Raw genomic sequence first — 22831 nt, 5'->3', positions numbered from 1 at the left:
ATTCTCCTTTAGTCAATAATTTTATTCATTAATTGTATCTTTTCAGCTTCATTCAAAGATACAATTGGTAAACGACAATCTCCAACTTGATATCCTTGATCGTTTAATAATGCTTTTACAGGCGAAGGAGACGGATACATAAAGAGCGCATTCATTTTAGGCGTTAAATATCTAGATAAGTATCCTGCTATATTTAAATCACCTTGATCTAAAGCATCATACATATTTCTCATTTGCTTAGTATAAATATGACTAGCTACAGAAATAATCCCTTTTCCTCCAACCATTTTAGCAAATAATGCTTGTGGATCTTCTCCTGAGTATACAAAAAAATCATTAGAAGTATTTTCTACAATATTTTGAAAAGAAGCTAAATCCATACATTGCTTAACACCCAAAATATTTTGATTCTTAGATAACTTAATAATCGTTTCATCTTCCATTGCAATCCCGGTTCTAGAAGGAACATTATAAATAAAAAGTGGAATATTAGAACTAGCAGCTACTGTTTCAAAATGAGCAACCATCCCTCTTTGTGAAGGCTTATTATAATATGGAACGACTACTAAAGCAGCATCAATTCCATCAATTTTACTTACTTCTTTTGTAAATTGAGTTGTTTCTTTGGTATTATTTGAGCCCGTTCCAGCAATTACAGGTACTCTTCCATCAATGAACGCAGCAAATTTAGTATATAATTCTATTTTTTCATCATGAGTTAATGTTGGTGTTTCACCTGTTGTTCCACCAATCACAAATCCATTACATCCATCTTGCATTAAATGTTCTGCTAATCGATTTAATTCTTTAAAATTAATTTGATTATCTTTATCAAAAGGTGTGATAATCGCGGTCATTAAATCAACATTATCAAATTTATTATTCATAACTTATTCCTCCATTCGATGTTCTAGATATCCTGTAATTGCATTAATTCCTGATGCAATTGCATTTATGTTAGGTAAAAATTTATCTGAATGTAATGAATTATTTGGGTCCGAAACTCCTAACCAAAACATAACTCCAGGAAACTTATTCAATAAGTACCCAAAATCTTCACCAGTCATTGCAGGTTTCATCATTTCAAAATTAACATTTTGATTTTCTTCCATATAATTACAAAAATCAGTTGATAACTTAAAATTATTTTCAACAGGATAATATCCACCTTGGTTTAACTTAACTTTTACTTCACAATCAAAAAGAATTTCAATCCCTTTTTTCACTTGTAAAATTTGTTGTTGCAAATATTCAATTTGATTTTGTGTTAAAGCTCTAATTGTTCCTTCAATTTTTGTATATCCTGAAATAACATTTCTAATTGAACCTGATTCGAATTTACCAAAAGTAATAACGGCATTATCCATTGGATTAAATTTTCTTGAAATAATATTTTGAATTTGATTAATAAATTCGGATCCTGCAACCACCATATCTCTTGCATTTTGAGGGTATGCAGCATGTCCACTCTTACCAATTAATTCAACATCAACTTCTGTTGTACCAGCAAATAAAGTTCCAACTCTACTACCAATCACTCCTGTATCTAACTGTGGATTATCATGTAAAGCATAAAATTCGTCTGGTTTCCATTTACCTTCAAAAACACCAAGATCATAAGCAATTTTACCACCATTTTGACTTTCCTCAGCTGGTTGGAAAAAGAAAATCAAATTGTCTTTGGGTTGATTTTTAGCAAAGTAATCTAAAACACCTAGAGCAACTGTCATATGTAAATCATGACCACATGCATGCATTTTACCTTCATTTTTTGATTTAAATTCGATGTTAGTTGCTTCTTGAACTGGTAAAGCATCAATGTCTGTTCGATAACCAATCGTTTTACTAGGATTTATCCCGGGAATATAAACCAAGATAGCAGTTGGTAAATCAGAAATTGTTCGAACATTCCAATTATTATTTTTTATTTTTTCTACCATATTAAGAAGAAATTCATGTGTTTTAAATTCTTCCATTGCAAGTTCAGGATATTGATGTAAATGTCGATAAATTTCAAATAATTCTGCTTGTTGCATTTTAATCACTCTACTTTCTTAAACGATTTTCTAATTTTGTTTTTGAACTAGTTTGTTCATCTTTTCGTTTAAGGACTTTAGCAGGCATTCCACCAACCACAGTATTAGGCTCAACATCTTCAGTTACAACTGCACCTGCTGCAACAACAGCTCCTGCACCAACGTGCACCCCTTCAATTACTACTGCATTTGCACCAATTAAAACATTATCATCAATCTTAACCGGTGTTGCACTAGCAGGCTCAACAACTCCTGCTAAAACAGCTCCTGCACCAACGTGAACATTTTTTCCAACCATGGCTCTTCCACCAAGAACAACATTCATATCAATCATTGAATTATCACCGATTTCTGCTCCAATATTAATTGAAGCTCCCATCATAATTACTACTTTATGACCAATTTTTACTTGATCTCGAATAATTGCTCCGGGTTCAATTCTTGCATCTAATTCCTTTAAATCTTTTAAAGGTACTGCTGAACGACGTACCGAATTTTCAATTTCAATTTGTTCAATTTTAGTTTCATTTTCTTGGATGATTGGACTAATTTCTTCCCAATCACCAAAAAGGATTGTTAAATTCTGTGAATTAAAGACTTTGACAGTTTTAGGAAATTTAACTTCGTCTAAATTACCTTGAAGATAAACTTTCACTGGTGTTTTCTTTTCAGCATTTGCAATAAAATTAATGATTTGTTGAGCATCTAAGTTTTCCATCATTTAATAATCTCCTTTTATAATGAAAGATCTAGTGAAACTAAATCTTCAAAGCTTTGTCTTTTTATTACTAATTGTGATTTACCATTTTCAACAAAAACTACAGCTGGTTTTAAATTTAAATTATAATTAGATGCCATTGAATATCCGTATGCACCTGTATCATAAACGACCACTAAATCATTTAAATTAGGAATTGGCAACTTTAAATCATGAATTAAAATATCACCTGATTCACAATATTTACCAACTAATTCATAAGTTTTTTCATCTTTTTCATTAATTCGATTAGCTAATGATGCTTCATATTTAGCTTGATATAAAGCAGGACGAATATTATCTCCCATTCCACCATCAACTGCTACATAATTATGTCCATTAGGTACTGATTTAGTTGAACCAGTACGATATAAACTATAGCCGGCTTCACCAACAATTGAACGACCAGGTTCAATCCATATCGATGGCATTTTTATTTCTTGTTCTTTTGTTTGAATCTTTATTTCTGCTGTAATTTTTTGAATAACTTGATCAATCGAAATTGGTTGATCATCAGCGGTATATTTAATTCCAAATCCGCCACCAAGATTCAAAATATCAGCATCAAAATTACTTTCTTTTTTCCAATTTGCTAATACATCAATTAATACTTTTATTTCTTGTTCAAATCCTTCATACGCAAAAATTTGTGAACCAATATGTGCATGAATTCCTTTTAAATTAATTCTTTTACTTTTGTTTAATAATTTAAAAGCTTGTTCTACCTGTCCTGATTCTAAATCAAAACCAAACTTACTATCAGTTTGACCTGTAGAAATATATTCATGGGTATGAGCCTCAACTCCTGGAGTCACTCTCATTAAAACATTAATTGTTTGATTCTTTTCTTCTAAAATTTGATTCAATAAATCTATCTCATTGAAATTATCAACAATGATTAGTCCAACTTGATAATCTACAGCCATTGATAATTCTTGATAAGTTTTATTATTGCCATGAAAACTAATATTGTTCATTGGAAAGTCAGCCTTATGAGCAACATATAATTCCCCACCAGATACAACATCGCTATGAACTTTTTCATTTTTAAGTAACTGATACATCGCAATACACGAAAATGCTTTACTTGCATAACTAATTACATAATCAACATTATTTTTTTCAAAAGCTTGCTTGAATAAATTCAATTGTTTTTTAATTTTATGTACATCATAAACAACTAAAGGTGTCCCATAATCATTTGCTAATTTAACTGAATCAACTCCACCAATCATTAAATGATTATTTTGATTAATTAATTCTTGTTCAACTTGTCTACTCATTAACCTACACCTCCAAATTTATAAAAAAAGGGAAACCCAAATAGATAGCTAAATGCTATCTATCCGGATTTCCCTACAATTATTTACACTTATAGAATATTGAATTGATAGCACCCCGTAACTAAAGTTACGACAGTCCGTAGAATATTAAACTACGTCCCAGTATCTTAAGTTCACCATTTTAAGAAACTTCGGCAATTGATCCTTTCAATAGCTTCAAAGCTTTGTGATTACTCCACTATTTACTGATATCTCTTGCAACCTCTATTTATTTGATTGATACAAGCTTATATTAAAACAAATTTTAAGTCAATAATTTAACCTAATATTTTTTTTAAAATATTTTGTTACTATATATGCCTTTTAAATCAATCTTTTTTTGAACAAATAATAATTGCAATCAAAAAATTACATGTTAAAATTTTGGATAATCGAATAAGAAATGGATGTGAAATTATGAAAGTTGTAAAATTTGGCGGTAGTTCATTAGCTGATGGAGAACACTTTCAAAGTGTTATTAATATTATTAAAGATGATGATGAACGAAAAGCAATCGTTTTATCTGCGCCTGGAAAGAGATTTGATAATGATACTAAAGTAACCGACTTATTAGTAAATTATGCTAATGAAGTCATTAATGATAAAAACTATCTAACGACAGTCAAAAAAATTGTAAAAAGATATAATGAAATTAGTGAATACTTTCACTTAAATCACAATGTTATAGCAACTATTGAAGCAATTTTAAACGATTTACCTAATCAAAACTATTTAAATAATGAATTTTTAATGGCAACTTTTAAAGCTCATGGGGAAAAATTAAGTGCTTTTTTAATGAATGAAATTTTAAATGAATTAGATATTCCAGCTGTATTTATGGATCCATGTAAAATTGGAATAATCGTTTCTAATAACCCGCAAAATGCCAATATTTTACCAGAAACATATACTAATTTACATAAAATTAAAATAACTAATAAAAAATTAATTTTCCCTGGATTCTTTGGGGTTACCAAACATAATGAAATTGCGACTTTTGCCCGAGGTGGATCTGATATTACTGGATCAATTATTGCCAAAGGTCTAAATGCCGATTTATATGAAAATTTTACTGATGTAAATGCAATTTATTCAGCTAATCCAAAGATTGTTTCTAATCCAGCTCCAATCAAAAAAATGACTTATCGAGAAATGCGTGAATTAGCATATGCAGGATTTGCAGTTTTTAATGATGAAGCGATTATTCCAGTTGTTGATGCAAATATTCCAATTAATGTAAAAAATACCAATAATCCAAATGCCAAAGGAACAATGATTGTTCCTTCAGAAAATTTTATTCCTAAAAAAATCATAACTGGTGTTACCAGCTCTAAACATTTTTTAGGACTGTATATTCACAAATATCTATTAAACAAAGAGGTTGGTTTTACACTCAAAATACTACAAATTTTATATAAATATAATGTTTCTTATGAACATATGCCGTCTGGAATAGATGATTTAACAATTATTTTTGATAGTAATCAACTAAATAATGAATTAATGAATCAAATCAAACAGGAAATTATTCAAGAAATTAATCCAGACAAAATTAATTGGATCAAAGATTATGCAATTATCATGATTGTTGGAGAAGGACTTTCTATCAACCCTTCAACCATTGAAAAAATTTTCAAACCACTTGTGGATAACGATATTAGAATCCATATGATTAACCAAGGTGCATCTAAAATATCTACAATGTTAGGAACTAATAATGCCGATGCTGATCGAGCCGTAGAATTAATTTATCAACACTTTTTCGATAATAATGCATTAAATCTTTAAGGAGGAACTATAATGACTGAATTATTAAAAGTACATGGATCAGAAAATCAATTTTTTATTTTAGACCGAACAAAATTAGAAGAATTTTTATCAGATAAGCAAATTATTGAACTCACCAAAAGAGTTACTAATCGAACTAATGGATTATTAGGTGGAGCTGACGGACTTTTACTAGTCGATAATTCAAGTCATAAAGATACTTTAGGCCAAATGAGAGTTATTAATGCTGATGGTAGCGAGGCTTCAATGTGTGGTAACGGCTTAAGAACAGTTAGTCGCTATTTATCAGAAAAATTCAATCAAACTCATTTCAAAGTTGAAACTATGAACGCTGATTTAGAAGTTAAACAGGCAAAAGATTTAGCACCAAATGTTAAAGCATTTAGTGTTGAAATATCACCCGTCAAATTTAACCAAGAAGCATTTCCATTTGAAAAATTAAATAAACAAAAAATTTTTAATGAAACTGTACCTGAAATAGATGAAACTGAAAAATTCACAGCTATTGCTGTTCCTAATCCTCATCTAATTAATTTTTCTAATAACAATACGATTAACACTAATAAAATGGAAAAATTAGGTAAATATCTTAATGGTCAAAATCCATATTTTACTGATGGCGTTAATCTTAACTTTGCTTACGAAAAAGCCCCTAATCAAATTTTCGTTAAAACATTTGAACGTGGAGTTGGTTTTACAAATGCCTGTGGAACTGGAATGACAGCCACTAGTCTAGCATATGCTTTAATCAATTATCCAAATCAAAATTTTAATGAAGAAATAACAGTTTATAATCCTGGCGGAATGGTTAAAAATAATGTAAAAAAAATTGATAATCATTATTCTTTAAAATTAACAGGAAATGCAACTATTACACATAAGATTAATATTGACCTTCAAAGTCTAATTAATAATGATTTAAATAAAGCTAAAATCTTTGAAACCAATGAAGAATCTGATTATAAAAACTTTGTGAATTCACTAACTTAACAATTAAAAAAATAAACGTAATCATTTAAGATTACGTTTTTTTTTTATGATTCTTTTTAAAGTTCTTTTAACTTACCACGAAAATCAGATAATTTAGTATATCCCTTTTCTTCCATAATGATTTTTAATTCATCAGCTAAACGATCAAATACTCCTGTTCCTTCACGCCATAATTCAGTTCCAATTTGAACAATATCAGCACCACATAAAACATGTTCAAATACATCAGACCCATTCTTAATTCCACCAGTTCCAATGATTTGAATTTCTGGATTTAAGCGTTTTCGAAAAGCACGAACATTTGATAATGCAATTGGTTTAATAAATTCTCCACCAATCCCTCCAAATCCACCTTTAGGCTTAATATAAGCTGATTCGTTTTTAAGATCAACAGCCATTCCATTACCAATACTATTAATTGTATTTACATATGCAATTGGAAATTGATTTAAAATTTCAGCAACTTGGTCAAATTGAAAAAAATCAAAATATGGAGGTAATTTAACTCCAATTTGTTTATCACATACTGAAAAGACGGTATCTAATTCTTCTTTAATAGTAGGAAAATCATAACCTACTTGAGGCTTACCAACAACATTTGGACAAGATAAGTTTAATTCAATTAATCCGTTAAAATTACTAGATTGAATTTGAGTAAATAATTCTTTATTTTCTTCAACTGACAATCCAGAAACTGACAAAATAATTGGCTTTTCATTATTTTGATGATCTAACACAAATTTAAGATAAAAATCTAATCCTTCATTGGGAATTCCCATTGAATTAATACTACCTAATTCTAGTAATTGTTGTCTTGGAGTTGGATTTCCTGGACGATAGTTAGTTGTTGCACTTTTAGTAATAATTCCACCAGCATTAGATTCAAGCATCTTATCTAATTCTTCACCTGAAATACACATAACTCCAGATGCATTGGTCATTAAATTGGGAAATACTTGATTGCCTAGTCTTGATTCGAGGGAAATATTAGTCATTTGATTGCTCCTTTTTAGTCCATGCCCATGCATCTTGATGCCATGAGTTTAATTTTTCAAATTGTTGATCATTAAATTGCTTTTCTTCATATCCTTTATTAATTAAATCCGAATATTTTAATAATGACTCAAAATTTATTCCTGCTTTAGCAAAGTTATTAGTTGCATCTGGAAATTCATATGTAAAAATTGAAATTATTCCAGCTACATTAATTCCATCTCTTTGCAACGCTTTAGCAGCACCTAAGACACTTCCACCAGTTGAAATAAGATCATCAATTAAAAGAACTTTATCATCTTTAGTAACTCGACCTTCAGTTTGCTTACCTGCTCCATGATCTTTAGGTTTTGAACGAACATAAATTAATGGCAATCCTAACTTTTCAGCAACTAAAGTTGCATGAGGAATTCCAGCGGTTACAACTCCTCCAATTACAGTTACATCTGGATATTTATTTTTAATAATGTTAACCAGTCCATCAGCTATTTTTGCTCTTAAACTTGGATAAGAAATAGTTAATCTCAAATCAGTATAAATTGGCGATAAAATACCACTAGCATATTTAAAAGGTTTGTCTAGTGATAAACTAACAATTTTTTCATCAATTAAATCTTGAATAATACTATTATCGTTCATTGTTCCACTCCTTTAACATCTTTAAATAGCTGTTTCTTGGATTTTTACTTTGAGTAATTGGTCTTCCAACTACAAGCGCACTACTACCAGATTTATAAGCAACTTTGGGTGTAGATACTCTTGTTTGATCTCCAACTGCATCATTCTGATTTCTGATTCCGGGAGTAACATATAAGAAATCGTCACCTAATTGATTTCTTAAAACTTTCACTTCATGAACTGAAGTAATAACTCCATCAGCTCCTGCACTTTTTGCTAATTGTCCCAAATGAACTACTTGTTCACTCATTGATAAATTACAATTTTGTTCTTCTTTAACTTCTTTTTCAGATAAAGAAGTTAATTCAGTAACAGCTAATAACTTGGTTGGATAAGCAACTTCACTTAATCCTTCTTTTGCACTTCGAATCATCTTTGATCCACCTAAAGCATGAACTGTTACATAATCAACCTTTAATTTTGCAATTTGCTTCATTGCGCGTTTTACAGTATTAGGAATATCAAACAATTTTAAATCTAAAAAAACCTTATAACCACGATTCTTTATATTTTTCACAATTGCTGGACCATTTCCATAAAATAACTCCATTCCAATTTTAACTGTTAAATCATCATTCAATTCAAATTGGTCTAGTATTGCATTCATTTCTTCTTCATTTGGTACATCTAATGCAATCATTAATGGACCTTGCATAATTTTCCTCCTAACAAAAAATCCGTAATTCACACAAACAGCATAATTGGCCATCAAAAAGTGTAAAATTACGGACGTAATTAGAATTTATTCACGTTAATTTTACTTTTGGCTTCTCTGAACCAATTAAAGCTACTTGATTGATTAATACCTTATCATGGACAAAATAAAAAAGCAAACCTTGCATTTAAAAATTACTTATGCAATAATTTACCAGATTACAAATTAACAAAAGCCTGTGAGCTTTTATTTGGAGGAAAAAATATGAATAAATTTACAAGAGTGCACCATCATGAAAACATGACCAAACAGCAAAAACGAGTTTTAGCTTCTTCATCAGCTGGCTTTGGTCTTGAAAATATGGATGTACTTTTTTTGTCTTTTGCAATGAGTTCTATTATGACTCATTATCACGTAAGTGCGGGTACAGCTGGATTAATTGGTTCAATTACTAATTGGGGAATGTTACTAGGTGGCATTTTATTTGGAATTATTAGTGATCATATTGGTCGTGTTAAAACATTTACTTATACTATTTTTATTTTTGCCTTCGCAACCGCAGCTATTGCATTCGCTAGTAACATAGAAACTATTTTTATTCTTAGGTTTATTTCTGGAATTGGTGCTGGTGGAGAATACGGGATTGGAATTGCTTTAGTCGCTGAATCATTTCCAAAATCTAAATTAGGCAGAATTTCTTCAATTACTGCAATTGGAGGACAAGCTGGAGCATTATTAGCTGCTATTTTAGCTGCCTTTATTATTCCAACATTTGGTTGGCAAGCTTTATTCTTATTTGGTTTAATACCTGTTACCTTAGCTTTTTTCACTAGAATTCATCTAAAAGAATCTAATGAATTTAAAAATATTAAGTACCAACATCAAAATAAAGGAACTATCAAAACAGTTTTTAAATATATGTTTAGTAGTAAAAAAGCAATTCATCAAAGTTTAGGACTATGTATTATGACTATTGTTCAAATTGCTGGATATTTTGGAATGATGAATTGGTTACCTAAAATTGTACAAGAACAATTGGGGCTAAATGTTGCGGGATCGTCATTATGGATGATTTCAACTATCATCGGTATGAGTCTTGGGATGCTAACATTTGGAAATTTCTTAGATAAATTTGGTCCTCGAAAAGCATTTGGTATTTTCTTAATAGCTTCAGCTATTTTAGTTTATACAATCACATTAGCTACTAACATTTATACAATGCTAATTATTGGTGCTGTAATTGGATTCTTTTCAAATGGAATGTATGGAGGATATGGAGCTATCGTATCTCGTCTATATCCAACTGAAATTAGAGCAACCGCAAATAATCTTATTGTTGGTGTCGGACGTGCAATTGGTGGGTTTTCATCACTAATCATTGGAATTTTAATGGATAATTATAATTTAACCATCGTTATGTTATTTTTATCTACTTTATATTTAATTAGTTTTATTACAATGTTAACTCTACCAGGATTAAAATCATTAAAACCGGTTGAAAATAAAACTGCCACTGAAACTATTAATTAATAAAATACTTACACCCATAAAAAATAAGCTTATAAATTAATGTAAGCTTATTTTTTTAACCTTCTTTAGATCCAATTATTACTGCATTGATTAAACAATATATCACTAATTGTATGATTGATAATATTAAAACAAATACTAACATAGAATGATTCCACATATTTATAAATAATTCAAAATAATGCTGTGGAGCCTTTATAAAAGATATTGTGTGAAGTCCTAAAAATCTTCCAATGAATACACCAACTGAGGAAGCAAAAATCAATAATATAGAAATAATAAAAAAACTAAATCTATTATTTAATGATAATTTATCATTAATCATATTAGAAACACTTATCAAACTAAACATCCCTAAAATAATTAAGCTAATCGAACTTATTAATAAACATGCAAATAAGAACCAAGTGTTAAAATCTAAATTTAATAATGCTTCTCCTGTATAATTTTGAAGCCTATCTAAATGAAATAAATCAGTCAACATATAAGGAGCATTAGGATAAAATAGCAGCCAAATTAAAGTTAAAAACCAAAAGGTAATATTATTTTTTGAATTAATATGAAAACTTATTTCGATTGGAATATAACCTAAAATTGTATTGAGAAAAATAAATTCAAATGGTGATCTTATATAGAACCATAAAAATGCAATCCAAATAAGAAAAAATAATCTTATTGGCCACCTAACCTTTTTTATCATAACTTTATACCTCTATTAAAAATATTTATATATCAAAAATAAAAAACGTGAGGTCAAAAAGACCTCACGTTTTATTGCTTGATGTAATACACAAACATGTATTATGAATTACATTATAGTATATATATTTAAAAATGTCTATTTTTTTATGAAAGTTTTTTTATATACTTTTTTGACAATAAATAATAAAATCACTTAAAATAAATTATAAAAAATAATTAAGGAGTGATCTTATATTCAAGAAAAACAACATTTTATTACTTATTACAGTGATCGCAATTTCAATTGCTTCAATCTTAGTTAAGTTAACTAACACCCCATCATCAGTAATGAGTATGTATCGAATGTATCTAGCAAGTTTATTTTTAATTCCAATGGTTTTAAAACATCGAATTGATTTTAAAACTATTTCAAAATCTAATTGGTTTTATTTAATTATTGCAGGATTGTTCTTAGCACTACATTTTGGATTATGGTTTGAATCATTAAAATTAACTACCGTAACCAGTTCAACTGTAATTCTTTCTATTCAGCCTATCGTAGCATTATTTGGTACATTTTTAATTTATAAAGAAAAAGCTAGTGTAAAAAGCATTGCTACCATTTTAGTCTCAATTTTAGGAGTTATTTTGGTTAGCTGGGGTGATTTAGGTGGCAGCAATCCATCAGCTTTAATTGGTGATTTACTTTCATTCTTAAGTGTAATTGCATTAGTTGCTTATCTTTTAATTGGACAAGCAAAAATCAAAAATATTTCATTTTGGACATACAGTTTTATTGTATTTTTATTTGCTGGAATATTTTTAAACATTTTTAATTTAATTACCAGTACTAAACTAACCGGATACTCTTCTTATGATTGGATGATGTTTATTGCTTTAGCCATTTTCCCCACTATTGCACATGTCCTATACAATTATTTATTAGGCTTTATTAGTCCAACTACTATTTCAATGAGTATGCTTGGTGAACCAATTGGAGCTACAGTTTTAGCAATTATCTTTTTAAATCAAAAAATTACTGCATTACAAATTTTCGGTGGAATTATTGTTTTAATTGGAATATACTTATTCTTAAAAAATCAGGCAAAAGAAAAACAGGTAATTAATTATGAAAATAATAAAGAAAAAAACAAATGAATTAACAAATGCTGAACTTTTATCAATTATGAAAGAACGTATCAATGTTTTTGTAGTAGAACAAAATTGTCCATATCCTGAAATTGATAAAAAAGATTTTGATGCAATTCATCTATTTATTAAAATAAATAATGAAATTACTGCATATACTCGCATTGTTCCTCATGATAATGGAAAAGATATCAGTTTTGGCCGTGTTCTTGTAAAAAAAGAATACCGTAAAGAAAAATTGGGTCATAAAATTGTTCAAGCTACTTTAGATGAAATTAACAAAGAATATCCAAATAAGAACATTAAAATTGCTGGACAAGAGTATTTAAAAGATTTTTATCAATCATTTGGTTTTAAACCAGTTTCTGAAATTTATTTAGAAGATAATATACCTCACATCGATTTACTTATCAAAAAAGACTAGCTTTTATCAAGCTAGTCTTTTTAATTACAATTCACCATTTAAAAATTGAGTTTCCCCTTTTCCAAAACTCCAATCATCATCATTATTAGATACCATACTAAAAACTACATCTTCTTTTTTAATTCCAACTTCTTTTTCTAATCTTTCAACTAATCTTTGATAAAATAGTTGTTTTAACTTTGCAGGTCTTGGGCGAGAAGTAACATTAAATACAATTACATCTTCACTACGATCAATTCCAAGTCCTGTATCTTGAATTTGCATTTCAAATGGTTCATGTTGAGTCAACACTTGATAACGATCTCTTTCAGGTGTTTTTAAAGTCTCTACCTGTACTTCATAAGCAATATCTAAAATCTGTTTTAACTTTGCTTCATCTTTTCCTTTGATTAAATCTACTCTCATTAATGGCATACTTTTTACCTCTTTCACAAATAATATTTATTTATAATTATATAAAAAAATAAAAAAAAGGCAATCTAACACTAATAAAATAATCATCTTTGTTAACTTACTTAACATTTTTTTATCTAAATGTAATCATTTTGAGATAAACAAATGATATATTATTAATAATTCTAATAAATTAAGGTGGGAAACTAATGGCTAAAAAGAGAATAGAATGGATTGATATCGCAAAAGCATTAGGAATAATTGCAGTTGTTATAGGACATGCTTTTCATCCACTAAGAGATAATAGCCATATAATAAGTGTAATTTATACCTCTATTTATTGGTGGCATATGCCTTTATTTTTCATAATCGGTGGATTCTTTTTGAAACCTTTAACTGATACATTTAATTTTAAACAGTTTATCAAGAAAAAAATTATTCCATCTTTAAAATCATATTTTATTTATGGTTCAGTTATTATAATAATTAGTCATTTCATTCATAATCGTTCAATTAAAGAAACCATAACTTATTTTTTTAAGTTAGCTTATGGAGGACCATTATTAACTCGTGAACTAACAGTTTTTTGGTTTATTAATGCAATGATTTTAACAACTATTTTAGTAACATTAATGATCACTTATATTAAATCAATTACAGCACAATTTTTTATTGCAATAACCTTATTTGCATTAGGAGTTTCATATCCTAATTCTGGTGCATTTGGAATTGAAAACATGCCATGGTCAATTGATACTGTCTTATTAACAACACTATGGATGTTATTAGGTTATTATATTTTTAAATATTACAAACAATTCAAAGGAAAAAATATACTATTAGTATCTGGAACTACGCTTTTTGGAATCTTAGTTATTCTGAGATACAACAATATTTTATCTTATGCTTTATATCTAAAATCACATATTTTACATAATACTTTCTTAGGATTTTATTTTTCAACATTTCTTTGTTTAACTATTTTTATATTTAGTGCTAAATTAACTAATTTTACATTTCTTAAATTAATACTAATGAAAATTGGAAAACATACAATGCCAATCATGTATATGCATAAAACAATTTTCTATATTGTTTCAAAATTAGGCTTAGAGAATGGACAAACTTTAATTAAAATTATTTTAGGAATTTCACTTCCTTTAATTACTTATGAATTATATAAACTAAGTAAAAATTCAATTTTGCTTAATAAAAAGTCATCAATTTAATTGATGACTTTTTTACTTAATATGATTCTTTTTTTAAATTATGTATGCTATTAAAAGTATTATAAATACAAAAAAGAAAAGAAAAGTCCAAATAGAAACTGAAATTAGTTCATAAGAAAAATTATTAGCTACTCCTGTACCATCGGTTTTTCGAAAAATTAAAAATAAAAATCCCAAAACATACAATATAAAAGTAACTAATGAAGTTATTTTTAACGTTTTCATCTAATATCACCTCCTATATATGATATAGTAACATATATAATATATAATAATATTTTTAATTAATAGAAAAGGAGACATATAATGAACATTTTGAACAAGAACGGATTTAATTTAAAATTTTGGATTACTTTAATTGTTAACTTCTTAGGTATATTATTCGCAAATTTTATTATTAGAAAAATTGCTGGAACTAATGCTTATATCTATGGTACACTGGCTTTTATAGTTTCAATTGCCCTTTTAATTTATGATATTATCTTTTTTAAAGACTTTATTAAAGAGGAATGGTTAAAATATCGTAAAAATATATGGAAAAATATTTTTTATTCAATAATCGTAGTCATATTAGTCGGTTTAACAATCAGTGTAGCACGTTCTTTATTAGTGGATTATTACCTGATTCTAAAGTTACCGGAGTAGTTAAATATGATTTCCCAATAACCGCAATATCTGGAATATTAATTAGTATAATTTCTGGAATTAGTGATGTTATATAGCCTTTGTTGAAGAAATTACTTATCGTTATGAATCAATGTTTAGATTCAAAAAATACGGTATAACTCCACTATCAATAATGTTAATAGTTTCTAGTTTACTATTTGGATTTAGTCATTTTTATAACTATAACGGTAGTTTTATTGCAACAATTCCTTATGGATTAGCAGGATTAGTCCTAGCAATAAGCTACTTATTAACAAACAAATTTTTTGTTCCAACAATCGCACATATTATTTTCAATTCAACATCATTAATTTCTTCAATCTTTTTATTAATTGTCTATCTTATTAAATAACTGATAAACATAACATTAGAAAAATACATTAAAAAATGCATTTTTCTTGATACATAATTTTAAAGTGTTATCTTTTAATTGAGTTATCTATGAGTAACTCCCAACCCTTTTTGGATTGATTACAATTATAAGTAACCTCACTCGAATTTAAAGTTTAAATGATCTCTCATTTATGCATTCACCAAGCTATTAATTTATTTTCGAGTGGGGTTACTTATTTTTTTATACACAAGCCTAATTATTGATAATAAATTTTAAAGTGTTATTTTTTAAGTAGGCTATTAATTTAGCTTTCAACCTCCAATCAGATTGATATAATATATCCCTACTCGTAAAAAACATCTCTTTATGTAACTAGCCAAGTAATTACAAAAACAAATGTTAGGGATATAAAAAATAACAATGATTTTAAAATCATTGTTATTTTTTTATAATTTATTAATTTAAAGGAAGGTACAGGATTTGAACCTGCGCGCCGAAAATAATCGGTTCGCCGGATTTCGAGTCCGGTGCATTACCACTCTGCCAACCTTCCATAATAAAGAACCAAAAAGATTCTCATTTATTAATACTTAAGCAGACTAAGAATATCATAATTATCGATTTTATTTCTACCTTTTAATTCTGTTAATTCAACGATAAAAGCTGTTCCAACAACAATCCCGCCTAATTTTTCAACCAATTCGATTGTTGCTTTAATTGTTCCACCAGTTGCTAATAAATCATCAGTAATTAGCACTCTTTGACCAGGCTTAATTGCTCCTTCATGTAAATATAAAGATGATTCACCATATTCTAATCCATAAGTAGCTTTAACCACTTCACCCGGAAGTTTTCCTTTTTTTCTTGCAGGTGCAAACCCAATTTCTAAATCATAGGCAACTGGACATCCAACAATAAATCCACGAGCTTCTGGACCAACAATCATATCAACATTCAATTCTTTTGCATGGGCAACAATTTCATCTGTTGCTTGCTTGTATGCTTCACCATTTTCTAGTAACGGAGATATATCACGAAATAAAATTCCTGGTTCAGGAAAATTCTCATAACTTTTTACATAATCCTTTAAATTTAGTGTCACTACGCTATACTTCCTTTCATATTAAGCCATAAAATCATTAATTGTATGAACTAAAGTTGTTTTATCAGTTTTTAATAACATTTTTTCAACTTCTAATTGCTTAATTCTTAATTGATAACTTGCAGAAGTTTCAATACTTTTCTTAGCTGGATTTTTAACACCGTTCATTATACCATGTTTTACTGTAATAAAACCTAATTCCAAAAAAACTTGGATCATAAAAATCAATAAATTCCCATCAATTTTTAAATGATTTGATATCTCTTTTAATTTATTGGAAATATCTATATTATTTTGTGTTTCAATAAACTTAAATAATTTTGCATAATCTTGTCTACTTGGCATCCCTGACTCAATACAATATGTTTTTTTATATAAGTAGAAAATCAAATTTTGTTTTTCTACTTTGCTCATTAGTAATTTTAAATCATCTATTGTATCAGGACAATCCACTATAAAAACATTCTCTTTCAATTCATTTATATCATCAGCTATTTTAACATCACTATTGCTACCAATATATCCTGATAATTTATCAGCCAATTTATCATGGAAGAAAATATATGTTCCATCTTTTTTAAACATTGATTCAGATAAATTTTTAGTTCGCTTATCAGTAATAAGCATTCCTTCAGTAGCTAAATCATCAATCATAATTTGAATATTTTTTTTACCCTTCCACTCATTTAAATTTAAATGACCGGCAATTTTTAAATTATCAATTACATTATTAATTTCATTAGCTTCATTCCCTTTTCCAAAAGCAACTGCAGCAATAGAATCATTTTTACTTTTTAATTCAATTTTTAAATGTTCATTAGTTTTACCCATTACTGAAACTTTTGAAATTTCACTAGGAATAATTTCTAATTTTGGATATTCATTATTATTACCAAATGGACTCAGTTTTTGAATATCTTGATAAAGTTGCATATTAATTTCATCTGAACTAATTGAAATTGCTATTGGTAAATTAGGTTTATTAGAAAGTTCAAAATTTTGTTGATTTGCTCTTTCTTCTAATGAAGAACTAAGTTCGTTAATTTTATCGGCTTTAATTGTTAAACCAACTGCCATTTCATGTCCACCGAATGCTTCCATCAAGTCCCTTGATCCATCAAGTCCCTTAAATAAATCAAAACCATCAACACTTCGTCCTGATCCTTTAGCCACATTAGTTTTAGAATCAATACCTAAAATAATTGTTGGCTTATTAAATTTACTTACAATCTTACTTGCAACAATTCCCAAAACACCTGTTTGCCAATCTTTTCCAGCTAATATAAGCGCTTTTTTATTTTGATTTTCTTCACTATTTGCAATTTTTTCAGCTTCTTTGGCAATATAATCAACCAATTCTTTTCGCTTAATATTGTTTTTATCCGTATCATCAGCTAATTGTTTAGCTCGATTTTCATCAATTGTAGTTAATAGTTCAACCCCTACATTTGCATCACCCATTCTACCAAGTGCATTCAACCGGGGTCCAATTGCAAAACCAATATCTTGCTCATTCAAACTTTCTAATTTTACCCCTGATTTTTTAATTAAAGATAACAAACCTGGTCGCATTGTATACTTTATTGCATTTAATCCAAATTGAACTAAAGCTCGATTTTCTCCAATTAAAGGTACTAAATCGGCAATTGTTCCAATTATTGCTAAATCAAGTTTATCTTGAGGAATTTCATCAATTAATGCTTGTGAAAGTTTAAAAGCAATTCCAGCACCTGACAAAGATTTAAATGGATATTCACAATCGTTAACTTTAGCATGAACAATTGCATATGCATCAGGAAGTTCACTAGGTAATTCATGATGATCACTAATAATAACATCACAATTCATAGAATTGGCCAATGCAATTGCTTCATTTCCTGCAACACCATTATCAACAGTAATAATTAAGGAAGTTCCCTGATTAATAAATTCTTCAAATACATTTACATTTGGACCATATCCATCTTTAAATCGATTAGGAATATAATAATTTACATTTGCTCCTAATTCCATTAAAGTCTCATACAAAATCGAAGTACTAGTTAACCCATCAGCATCATAATCACCATAAACCGTAATTTGTTCTTCATTTCCAATAGCAGTTTGAATTCTATCAACTGCTTTTTGCATATCATTAATCAAAAAAGGATCGTGTAAAGAAGTTAATGATGGTTCTAAAAAATTTCTTATATCATCAACATTCTTATATCCACGACCAATTAAGATTTCTACTAATAAAGGCGTTAAATTTAAATTTTTGGCTAATGTTACAATTTCATCATCATGCTGATGATTAAATTTAACATCCCAATTATATTTAGTCGAAATCACTAATTATCCTTCTTTCTAATTATTAGAATCTTGTTGATCTATATCTTTACCAACTTCTTGTTTACTAATATTATTACGTAATCTCTTATTTAAATCATCAACATTTTCCTTTAAATCATTAATTTGCTTTTCATAATCAGCAATCATTTTTTCATTTTCGTTTTTCATTTTCTTATTTTCACTACGATTTTTAAATGTACCAAAAGTTGAAAGTAAGAAATTAATTAAAGCACCTATTAACAAAGTAATTAATAATACAATAATTAATGGTAATTTAACTTTAGCAAAACCGAAGTTAATTTCTGTACTTGAAAGGTTCATAATTACAAAAATTGCAACTACGATAATTAATAAAATTGTAAAAATCATTGAAATTTGTTTTTTCATTATACATTACCTATCCTTTTTTTAATGGTATATCTATTATATCAAAATCTTTAACTACTTTGGTGTTTGAGAACACTTCACGAGCTTGTGTTTGTAATTCGGCAGCCATTTTTGAAGTATACCTAGCTGAAATATGATTTAATAAAAGCTGTTTTACGTTATTCTTAACAGCTGCATTTGCAGCTTGAATATTAGTAGAATGATAATAATTATGAGCTAATTTACTTTCTCCTAATCCAAAAGTACTTTCATGAACCAAAACATCAGCACCCTTAGCTAAATTATCAACTCCTTTAGTTTTTCTTGTATCACCTAAAATTGTAATAATTCTTCCTTTTTGAGCATGACCAATAAAATCATTTCCATTCAAAGTGCGTCCATCTTCAAGCTTAATTGTTTGCCCTTGCTTTAATTTCCCATAAATTGGACCTGATGGGACTTTAAGTTCTTTTAATTTATCAACTAATAATTCACCTGGCAAATCATGCTCAACTATTTTAAATCCAAAAGCTTCGATTTGATGATCTAAAAAGTCCGTATAAACTGTAAATTTATCATCTTCATAAATTTTTTCAGGCTTAGTCATTTCAACATAATTAAGTTTATAAGAAAGCTTTGTTTGCGTAACCTTCAAACTAATTTCAACGAAATTTTTAATTCCTTTAGGACCATAAATTGTTAATGGTTCATTACCACCTTGAAAAGATCGACTTGATAATAAACCTGGAAGTCCATATATATGATCACCATGTAAATGCGTAATGAATATTTTATTTATCTTGCGTGGCTTAATTGTAGAACGTAAAATTTGTTGCTGAGTTCCTTCACCTACATCAAATAACCAAATTGAATTTATTTCATCTAATAAACGTAGCGCGACACTGGATACATTTCTAAATTTTCCTGGTACTCCAGCTCCAGTTCCTAAAAATTCTAATTGCATAAATTTGCCTCTTCTTTATTAATTCTTTTTAAAATCGTATAAATACCCTATCTATTGTAGCATATACTATAATAGAGTTCAGATAATTTTATAAGGAGATTTTTATTTTATGCAATTAAGTGATTTTTATATTTCAACTAGAGATTTAAAATTATCAAGTTCATTATTTATTGAAAATAAAAAAAATATAATTCCAGTTACTGACATCAAAATTAATAATGGTAAAATATTACTTGTAAGTAATATTAATCAAGTTGCTTTAAATTTAAATCAATTTTATAAAAAAACAAAAAAATATGATTTAAATACAGAGCTTTACTTTTATTTAAATTCTATTTCACCTATCTTAGGGTACCGGATTGATAATCATAAAATCATTTTTTAAGGAGTAAATAAGATGAATAAAAAAGCTATTTTGCCGATTGTAATTCTAATTTCAGTAATTTTAATTACTGCTTGTGGTAACAAATCTAATCAAAAGAAAGAAAATAATGAAGCAAATACTGAAGCCAATATAAAACCTAATTCAGATAAACATGACAAAAAAGAATCTAACAAAGAATCAAATCCGAAATTAGTAAAAAATGGTAACTTAAAAAAAATTAATGAATATCGTTATGATCAATTTGGTACAAAACAAATTCTTGTAAGAAATACTTCACTTAATAAAATTCAAACAAATGGTGATATTAGCTATACAATTAATAAAGTTAAAGTTTACAAGAATGAAGCTAAAAATGATTCTGCATTAAATGCAGCTAAACAAGCTCTTAACGTTGAAAATTTATCTAACCCTTATTACTCAGTTCAAGTTAAATTTTCAATTAAAAATAGTTCAGACAAAACTATTTATTTACAAGGAATAGAATATTTAAAACTCGGTCATACTTTCTTATCACCGTATGCTGGACTTAATGATTTAAGCGCTGGGAAAAAAATTCCAGCTAATTCATATAAATCGTCAAGCGTCGTTGGCGCTATTAATTTATATCCTGATAAGGGATCAATTAAGTTTTCACCAGCGTATGATAAAAAAGGTAATGGTATATCAAACGCTAGTGATAATATTGAATTTTCATATTAATAAAAAAAGGATTTATATCAATAAATATGATATAAATCCCTTTTTATTTGATTTTTATTCAACATAATTAAATGAGAAATCTAAGATATTCACTAAATCACCATCTTTAGCACCAGCCTCACGTAAAGCTTGGTCGACACCCATTCCTTTGAGTTGTCTTGAGAAACGTAACATACTTTGTTCATGATCTGTATCTGTCATTTTGAAGAGCTTTTCAATTTTGTTTCCAGTTAACAACCAATCTCCATCCATATCTCTTGTAATTTCAAATGGCTTTTCATCATTATCCTCATAAATAACATCTTGATCAATTTCATTTTCCATAATTGGAAATTTAGGTGTATTTTCTAATAAGTTAGAAGTTTCTTGAACTAATTCTTTTAATCCACTATGTGTAACAGAAGAAATTGGAATAATTTTTTCTGCTAATTTATCATTATTTTCTTTTAATTGTTGCTTAAATAATTCTAAATTATCTTCAGAACCAGGCATATCCATTTTACTTGCAACAATAATTTGTGGACGCTTCAAAATTTCTTCATCATAATTTTTTAATTCTTCATTAATTTTTTGATAGTCATCATATTGATTTCTTCCTTCAGTATCTGACATATCAATTAAGTGAAGAATAACTCTAGTTCGTTCAACATGACGTAAAAATTGAATTCCTAATCCAACACCATTTGAAGCACCTTCAATTAATCCTGGTAAATCAGCAATAACAAAATCATTATTATAATCAGTTTTTACAATTCCCAAGTTAGGAATTAAAGTTGTAAAATGATATTCTGCAACTTTAGGTTTTGAATTAGTAATTGCTTTTAATAAAGTTGACTTACCAACAGATGGAAAACCAACTAATCCAACATCTGCAAGTAATCTCAATTCTAAACGAATATTAATTTCTTCACCTGGTTCACCTTTTTCAGCAATTTCGGGAGCTGGATTTTTAGCACTGGCAAAATGAATATTTCCTCTTCCACCTCGACCACCTTTAGCAACAACAAATTCAGAATTTTTATTCGTTAAATCTGCAATTGGTTGATCAGTGTCATCATTAATAATCGTTGTACCTTCAGGAACTTCAATTATTAAATCACTAGCTCCTGCACCTGTCATTCTTTTAATTCCACCATTAATACCATTGTCTGCTTTAAATATTTTTTTATATTTAAAGTCCATTAAAGTACTCATCCCCGTATCTACTTGGAAAATGATGTTAGCCCCTCGACCACCATCTCCACCTGCGGGTCCTCCATTTGGAACGAATTTTTCTCGACGAAATGCAACCATTCCATCTCCACCTTTACCGGCTTTTAATGATATGTTTACTTGATCTACAAACATAATATCCTCTTT

Annotated in this window: 25 protein-coding genes, 1 tRNA gene and 1 riboswitch; of the genes, 10 read left to right on the top strand and 16 right to left on the bottom strand. The window is 28.2% G+C overall.

The features are described 5' to 3' along the window. Positions 1–8: 8 nt before the first annotated feature. Genes dapA through lysA form a run of 4 tightly spaced genes read right to left on the bottom strand, consistent with a single transcriptional unit; the run spans position 9 to position 4076 of the window. Positions 9–887, bottom strand: coding sequence for a 4-hydroxy-tetrahydrodipicolinate synthase (dapA, locus tag GSH19_RS01950; protein ID WP_237026230.1), 879 nt, complete (start codon positions 885–887; stop codon positions 9–11). 3 nt (positions 888–890) lie between these two features. Continuing rightward, positions 891–2036: an N-acetyldiaminopimelate deacetylase gene (locus tag GSH19_RS01945; protein ID WP_237026228.1), complete on the bottom strand. Its 1146-nt coding sequence runs from the start codon at positions 2034–2036 to the stop codon at positions 891–893. A gap of 10 nt (positions 2037–2046) precedes the next feature. Then, positions 2047–2754, bottom strand: a complete 708-nt coding sequence (gene dapD, locus GSH19_RS01940; RefSeq protein ID WP_237026653.1) for a 2,3,4,5-tetrahydropyridine-2,6-dicarboxylate N-acetyltransferase — start codon at positions 2752–2754, stop codon at positions 2047–2049. A 17-nt stretch (positions 2755–2771) separates the two neighbouring features. Further along, the gene (gene lysA, locus GSH19_RS01935) at positions 2772–4076 is read right to left on the bottom strand and encodes a diaminopimelate decarboxylase (protein ID WP_237026226.1); all 1305 of its coding nucleotides are present in this window, start codon (positions 4074–4076) and stop codon (positions 2772–2774) included. A 100-nt stretch (positions 4077–4176) separates the two neighbouring features. After that, a riboswitch (Lysine riboswitch) is annotated at positions 4177–4351 on the bottom strand. Positions 4352–4532: 181 nt separating this feature from the next. On the opposite strand from lysA, the gene GSH19_RS01930 reads away from it, so the two are divergent. Together GSH19_RS01930 and dapF are read left to right on the top strand one after the other, a co-directional pair. Continuing rightward, entirely contained in the window at positions 4533–5903 is a 1371-nt protein-coding gene (locus GSH19_RS01930) for an aspartate kinase (protein WP_237026225.1), read from the top strand. Between the two features lie 12 nt (positions 5904–5915). After that, a complete protein-coding gene (dapF, locus tag GSH19_RS01925) occupies positions 5916–6893 on the top strand; it encodes a diaminopimelate epimerase (RefSeq protein WP_237026221.1) in 978 nt (325 codons plus the stop codon). Between the two features lie 56 nt (positions 6894–6949). On the opposite strand, the gene GSH19_RS01920 is transcribed toward dapF, so the two are convergent. The 3 genes from GSH19_RS01920 to pyrF are packed head-to-tail and all read right to left on the bottom strand — an operon-like array spanning position 6950 to position 9219. Continuing rightward, on the bottom strand, positions 6950–7888 hold the full coding sequence (locus tag GSH19_RS01920) for a dihydroorotate oxidase (RefSeq protein ID WP_237026220.1): 939 nt from the start codon (positions 7886–7888) through the stop codon (positions 6950–6952). Continuing rightward, positions 7881–8525 carry an orotate phosphoribosyltransferase gene (gene pyrE / locus GSH19_RS01915; protein ID WP_237026219.1) on the bottom strand — a complete coding sequence of 215 codons (645 nt, stop codon included), beginning with the start codon at positions 8523–8525 and terminating at the stop codon, positions 7881–7883. The genes GSH19_RS01920 and pyrE overlap by 8 nt, the downstream gene beginning before the upstream one ends. Further along, positions 8515–9219, bottom strand: a complete 705-nt coding sequence (pyrF, locus tag GSH19_RS01910; RefSeq protein ID WP_237026218.1) for an orotidine-5'-phosphate decarboxylase — start codon at positions 9217–9219, stop codon at positions 8515–8517. The genes pyrE and pyrF overlap by 11 nt, the downstream gene beginning before the upstream one ends. Before the next feature lie 264 nt (positions 9220–9483). Here pyrF and GSH19_RS01905 point away from each other — a divergent pair, with 264 nt between their 5' ends. Then, entirely contained in the window at positions 9484–10749 is a 1266-nt protein-coding gene (locus GSH19_RS01905) for an MFS transporter (RefSeq protein WP_237026217.1), read from the top strand. A 55-nt stretch (positions 10750–10804) separates the two neighbouring features. Here GSH19_RS01905 and GSH19_RS01900 read toward each other — a convergent pair whose 3' ends face one another. Further along, entirely contained in the window at positions 10805–11449 is a 645-nt protein-coding gene (locus GSH19_RS01900) for a DUF1361 domain-containing protein (protein WP_237026216.1), read from the bottom strand. Between the two features lie 233 nt (positions 11450–11682). On the opposite strand from GSH19_RS01900, the gene GSH19_RS07245 reads away from it, so the two are divergent. Then, positions 11683–12588, top strand: coding sequence for a DMT family transporter (locus tag GSH19_RS07245; RefSeq protein ID WP_370636139.1), 906 nt, complete (start codon positions 11683–11685; stop codon positions 12586–12588). After that, positions 12560–13003 carry a GNAT family N-acetyltransferase gene (locus GSH19_RS01890; protein ID WP_237026214.1) on the top strand — a complete coding sequence of 148 codons (444 nt, stop codon included), beginning with the start codon at positions 12560–12562 and terminating at the stop codon, positions 13001–13003. The genes GSH19_RS07245 and GSH19_RS01890 overlap by 29 nt, the downstream gene beginning before the upstream one ends. A gap of 24 nt (positions 13004–13027) precedes the next feature. Here GSH19_RS01890 and GSH19_RS01885 read toward each other — a convergent pair whose 3' ends face one another. Continuing rightward, the gene (locus GSH19_RS01885) at positions 13028–13417 is read right to left on the bottom strand and encodes a tautomerase family protein (RefSeq protein ID WP_237026213.1); all 390 of its coding nucleotides are present in this window, start codon (positions 13415–13417) and stop codon (positions 13028–13030) included. A 188-nt stretch (positions 13418–13605) separates the two neighbouring features. On the opposite strand from GSH19_RS01885, the gene GSH19_RS01880 reads away from it, so the two are divergent. Further along, entirely contained in the window at positions 13606–14625 is a 1020-nt protein-coding gene (locus tag GSH19_RS01880; RefSeq protein ID WP_237026212.1) for an acyltransferase family protein, read from the top strand. Between the two features lie 33 nt (positions 14626–14658). On the opposite strand, the gene GSH19_RS01875 is transcribed toward GSH19_RS01880, so the two are convergent. Then, positions 14659–14850, bottom strand: a complete 192-nt coding sequence (locus tag GSH19_RS01875; RefSeq protein WP_237026211.1) for a DUF3923 family protein — start codon at positions 14848–14850, stop codon at positions 14659–14661. A gap of 81 nt (positions 14851–14931) precedes the next feature. Here GSH19_RS01875 and GSH19_RS01870 point away from each other — a divergent pair, with 81 nt between their 5' ends. Together GSH19_RS01870 and GSH19_RS01865 are read left to right on the top strand one after the other, a co-directional pair. Next, positions 14932–15270, top strand: a complete 339-nt coding sequence (locus GSH19_RS01870; RefSeq protein ID WP_237026210.1) for a hypothetical protein — start codon at positions 14932–14934, stop codon at positions 15268–15270. A 73-nt stretch (positions 15271–15343) separates the two neighbouring features. After that, positions 15344–15643, top strand: coding sequence for a type II CAAX prenyl endopeptidase Rce1 family protein (locus GSH19_RS01865; protein WP_370636138.1), 300 nt, complete (start codon positions 15344–15346; stop codon positions 15641–15643). Positions 15644–16090: 447 nt separating this feature from the next. Here GSH19_RS01865 and GSH19_RS01860 read toward each other — a convergent pair. The 5 genes from GSH19_RS01860 to rnz form a co-directional block, all read right to left on the bottom strand. Then, positions 16091–16178 (bottom strand) — tRNA-Ser (locus GSH19_RS01860). Positions 16179–16208: 30 nt separating this feature from the next. Continuing rightward, on the bottom strand, positions 16209–16727 hold the full coding sequence (locus tag GSH19_RS01855) for an adenine phosphoribosyltransferase (protein WP_237026208.1): 519 nt from the start codon (positions 16725–16727) through the stop codon (positions 16209–16211). Positions 16728–16748: 21 nt separating this feature from the next. After that, positions 16749–19058, bottom strand: a complete 2310-nt coding sequence (gene recJ, locus GSH19_RS01850) for a single-stranded-DNA-specific exonuclease RecJ (protein ID WP_237026207.1) — start codon at positions 19056–19058, stop codon at positions 16749–16751. A 15-nt stretch (positions 19059–19073) separates the two neighbouring features. Next, positions 19074–19445, bottom strand: a complete 372-nt coding sequence (locus tag GSH19_RS01845; RefSeq protein WP_237026206.1) for a lipopolysaccharide assembly protein LapA domain-containing protein — start codon at positions 19443–19445, stop codon at positions 19074–19076. Positions 19446–19455: 10 nt separating this feature from the next. Next, positions 19456–20388 carry a ribonuclease Z gene (rnz, locus tag GSH19_RS01840; RefSeq protein ID WP_237026205.1) on the bottom strand — a complete coding sequence of 311 codons (933 nt, stop codon included), beginning with the start codon at positions 20386–20388 and terminating at the stop codon, positions 19456–19458. Positions 20389–20497: 109 nt separating this feature from the next. Here rnz and GSH19_RS01835 point away from each other — a divergent pair, with 109 nt between their 5' ends. Next, positions 20498–20773 carry a hypothetical protein gene (locus GSH19_RS01835; protein WP_237026204.1) on the top strand — a complete coding sequence of 92 codons (276 nt, stop codon included), beginning with the start codon at positions 20498–20500 and terminating at the stop codon, positions 20771–20773. Positions 20774–20785: 12 nt separating this feature from the next. Beyond that, the gene (locus GSH19_RS01830) at positions 20786–21472 is read left to right on the top strand and encodes a hypothetical protein (protein WP_237026203.1); all 687 of its coding nucleotides are present in this window, start codon (positions 20786–20788) and stop codon (positions 21470–21472) included. Between the two features lie 54 nt (positions 21473–21526). Here GSH19_RS01830 and obgE read toward each other — a convergent pair whose 3' ends face one another. Further along, positions 21527–22819: a GTPase ObgE gene (gene obgE / locus GSH19_RS01825; RefSeq protein ID WP_237026202.1), complete on the bottom strand. Its 1293-nt coding sequence runs from the start codon at positions 22817–22819 to the stop codon at positions 21527–21529. Between the last annotated feature and the right edge of the window lie 12 nt (positions 22820–22831).

It is taken from the genome of Lactobacillus sp. S2-2, from assembly GCF_021698855.1.
Lineage (GTDB): Bacteria > Bacillota > Bacilli > Lactobacillales > Lactobacillaceae > Fructilactobacillus.
The sequence above is the reverse complement of the archived record's forward strand: the minus strand, read 5'-3'. Positions and strand labels throughout refer to the sequence as shown.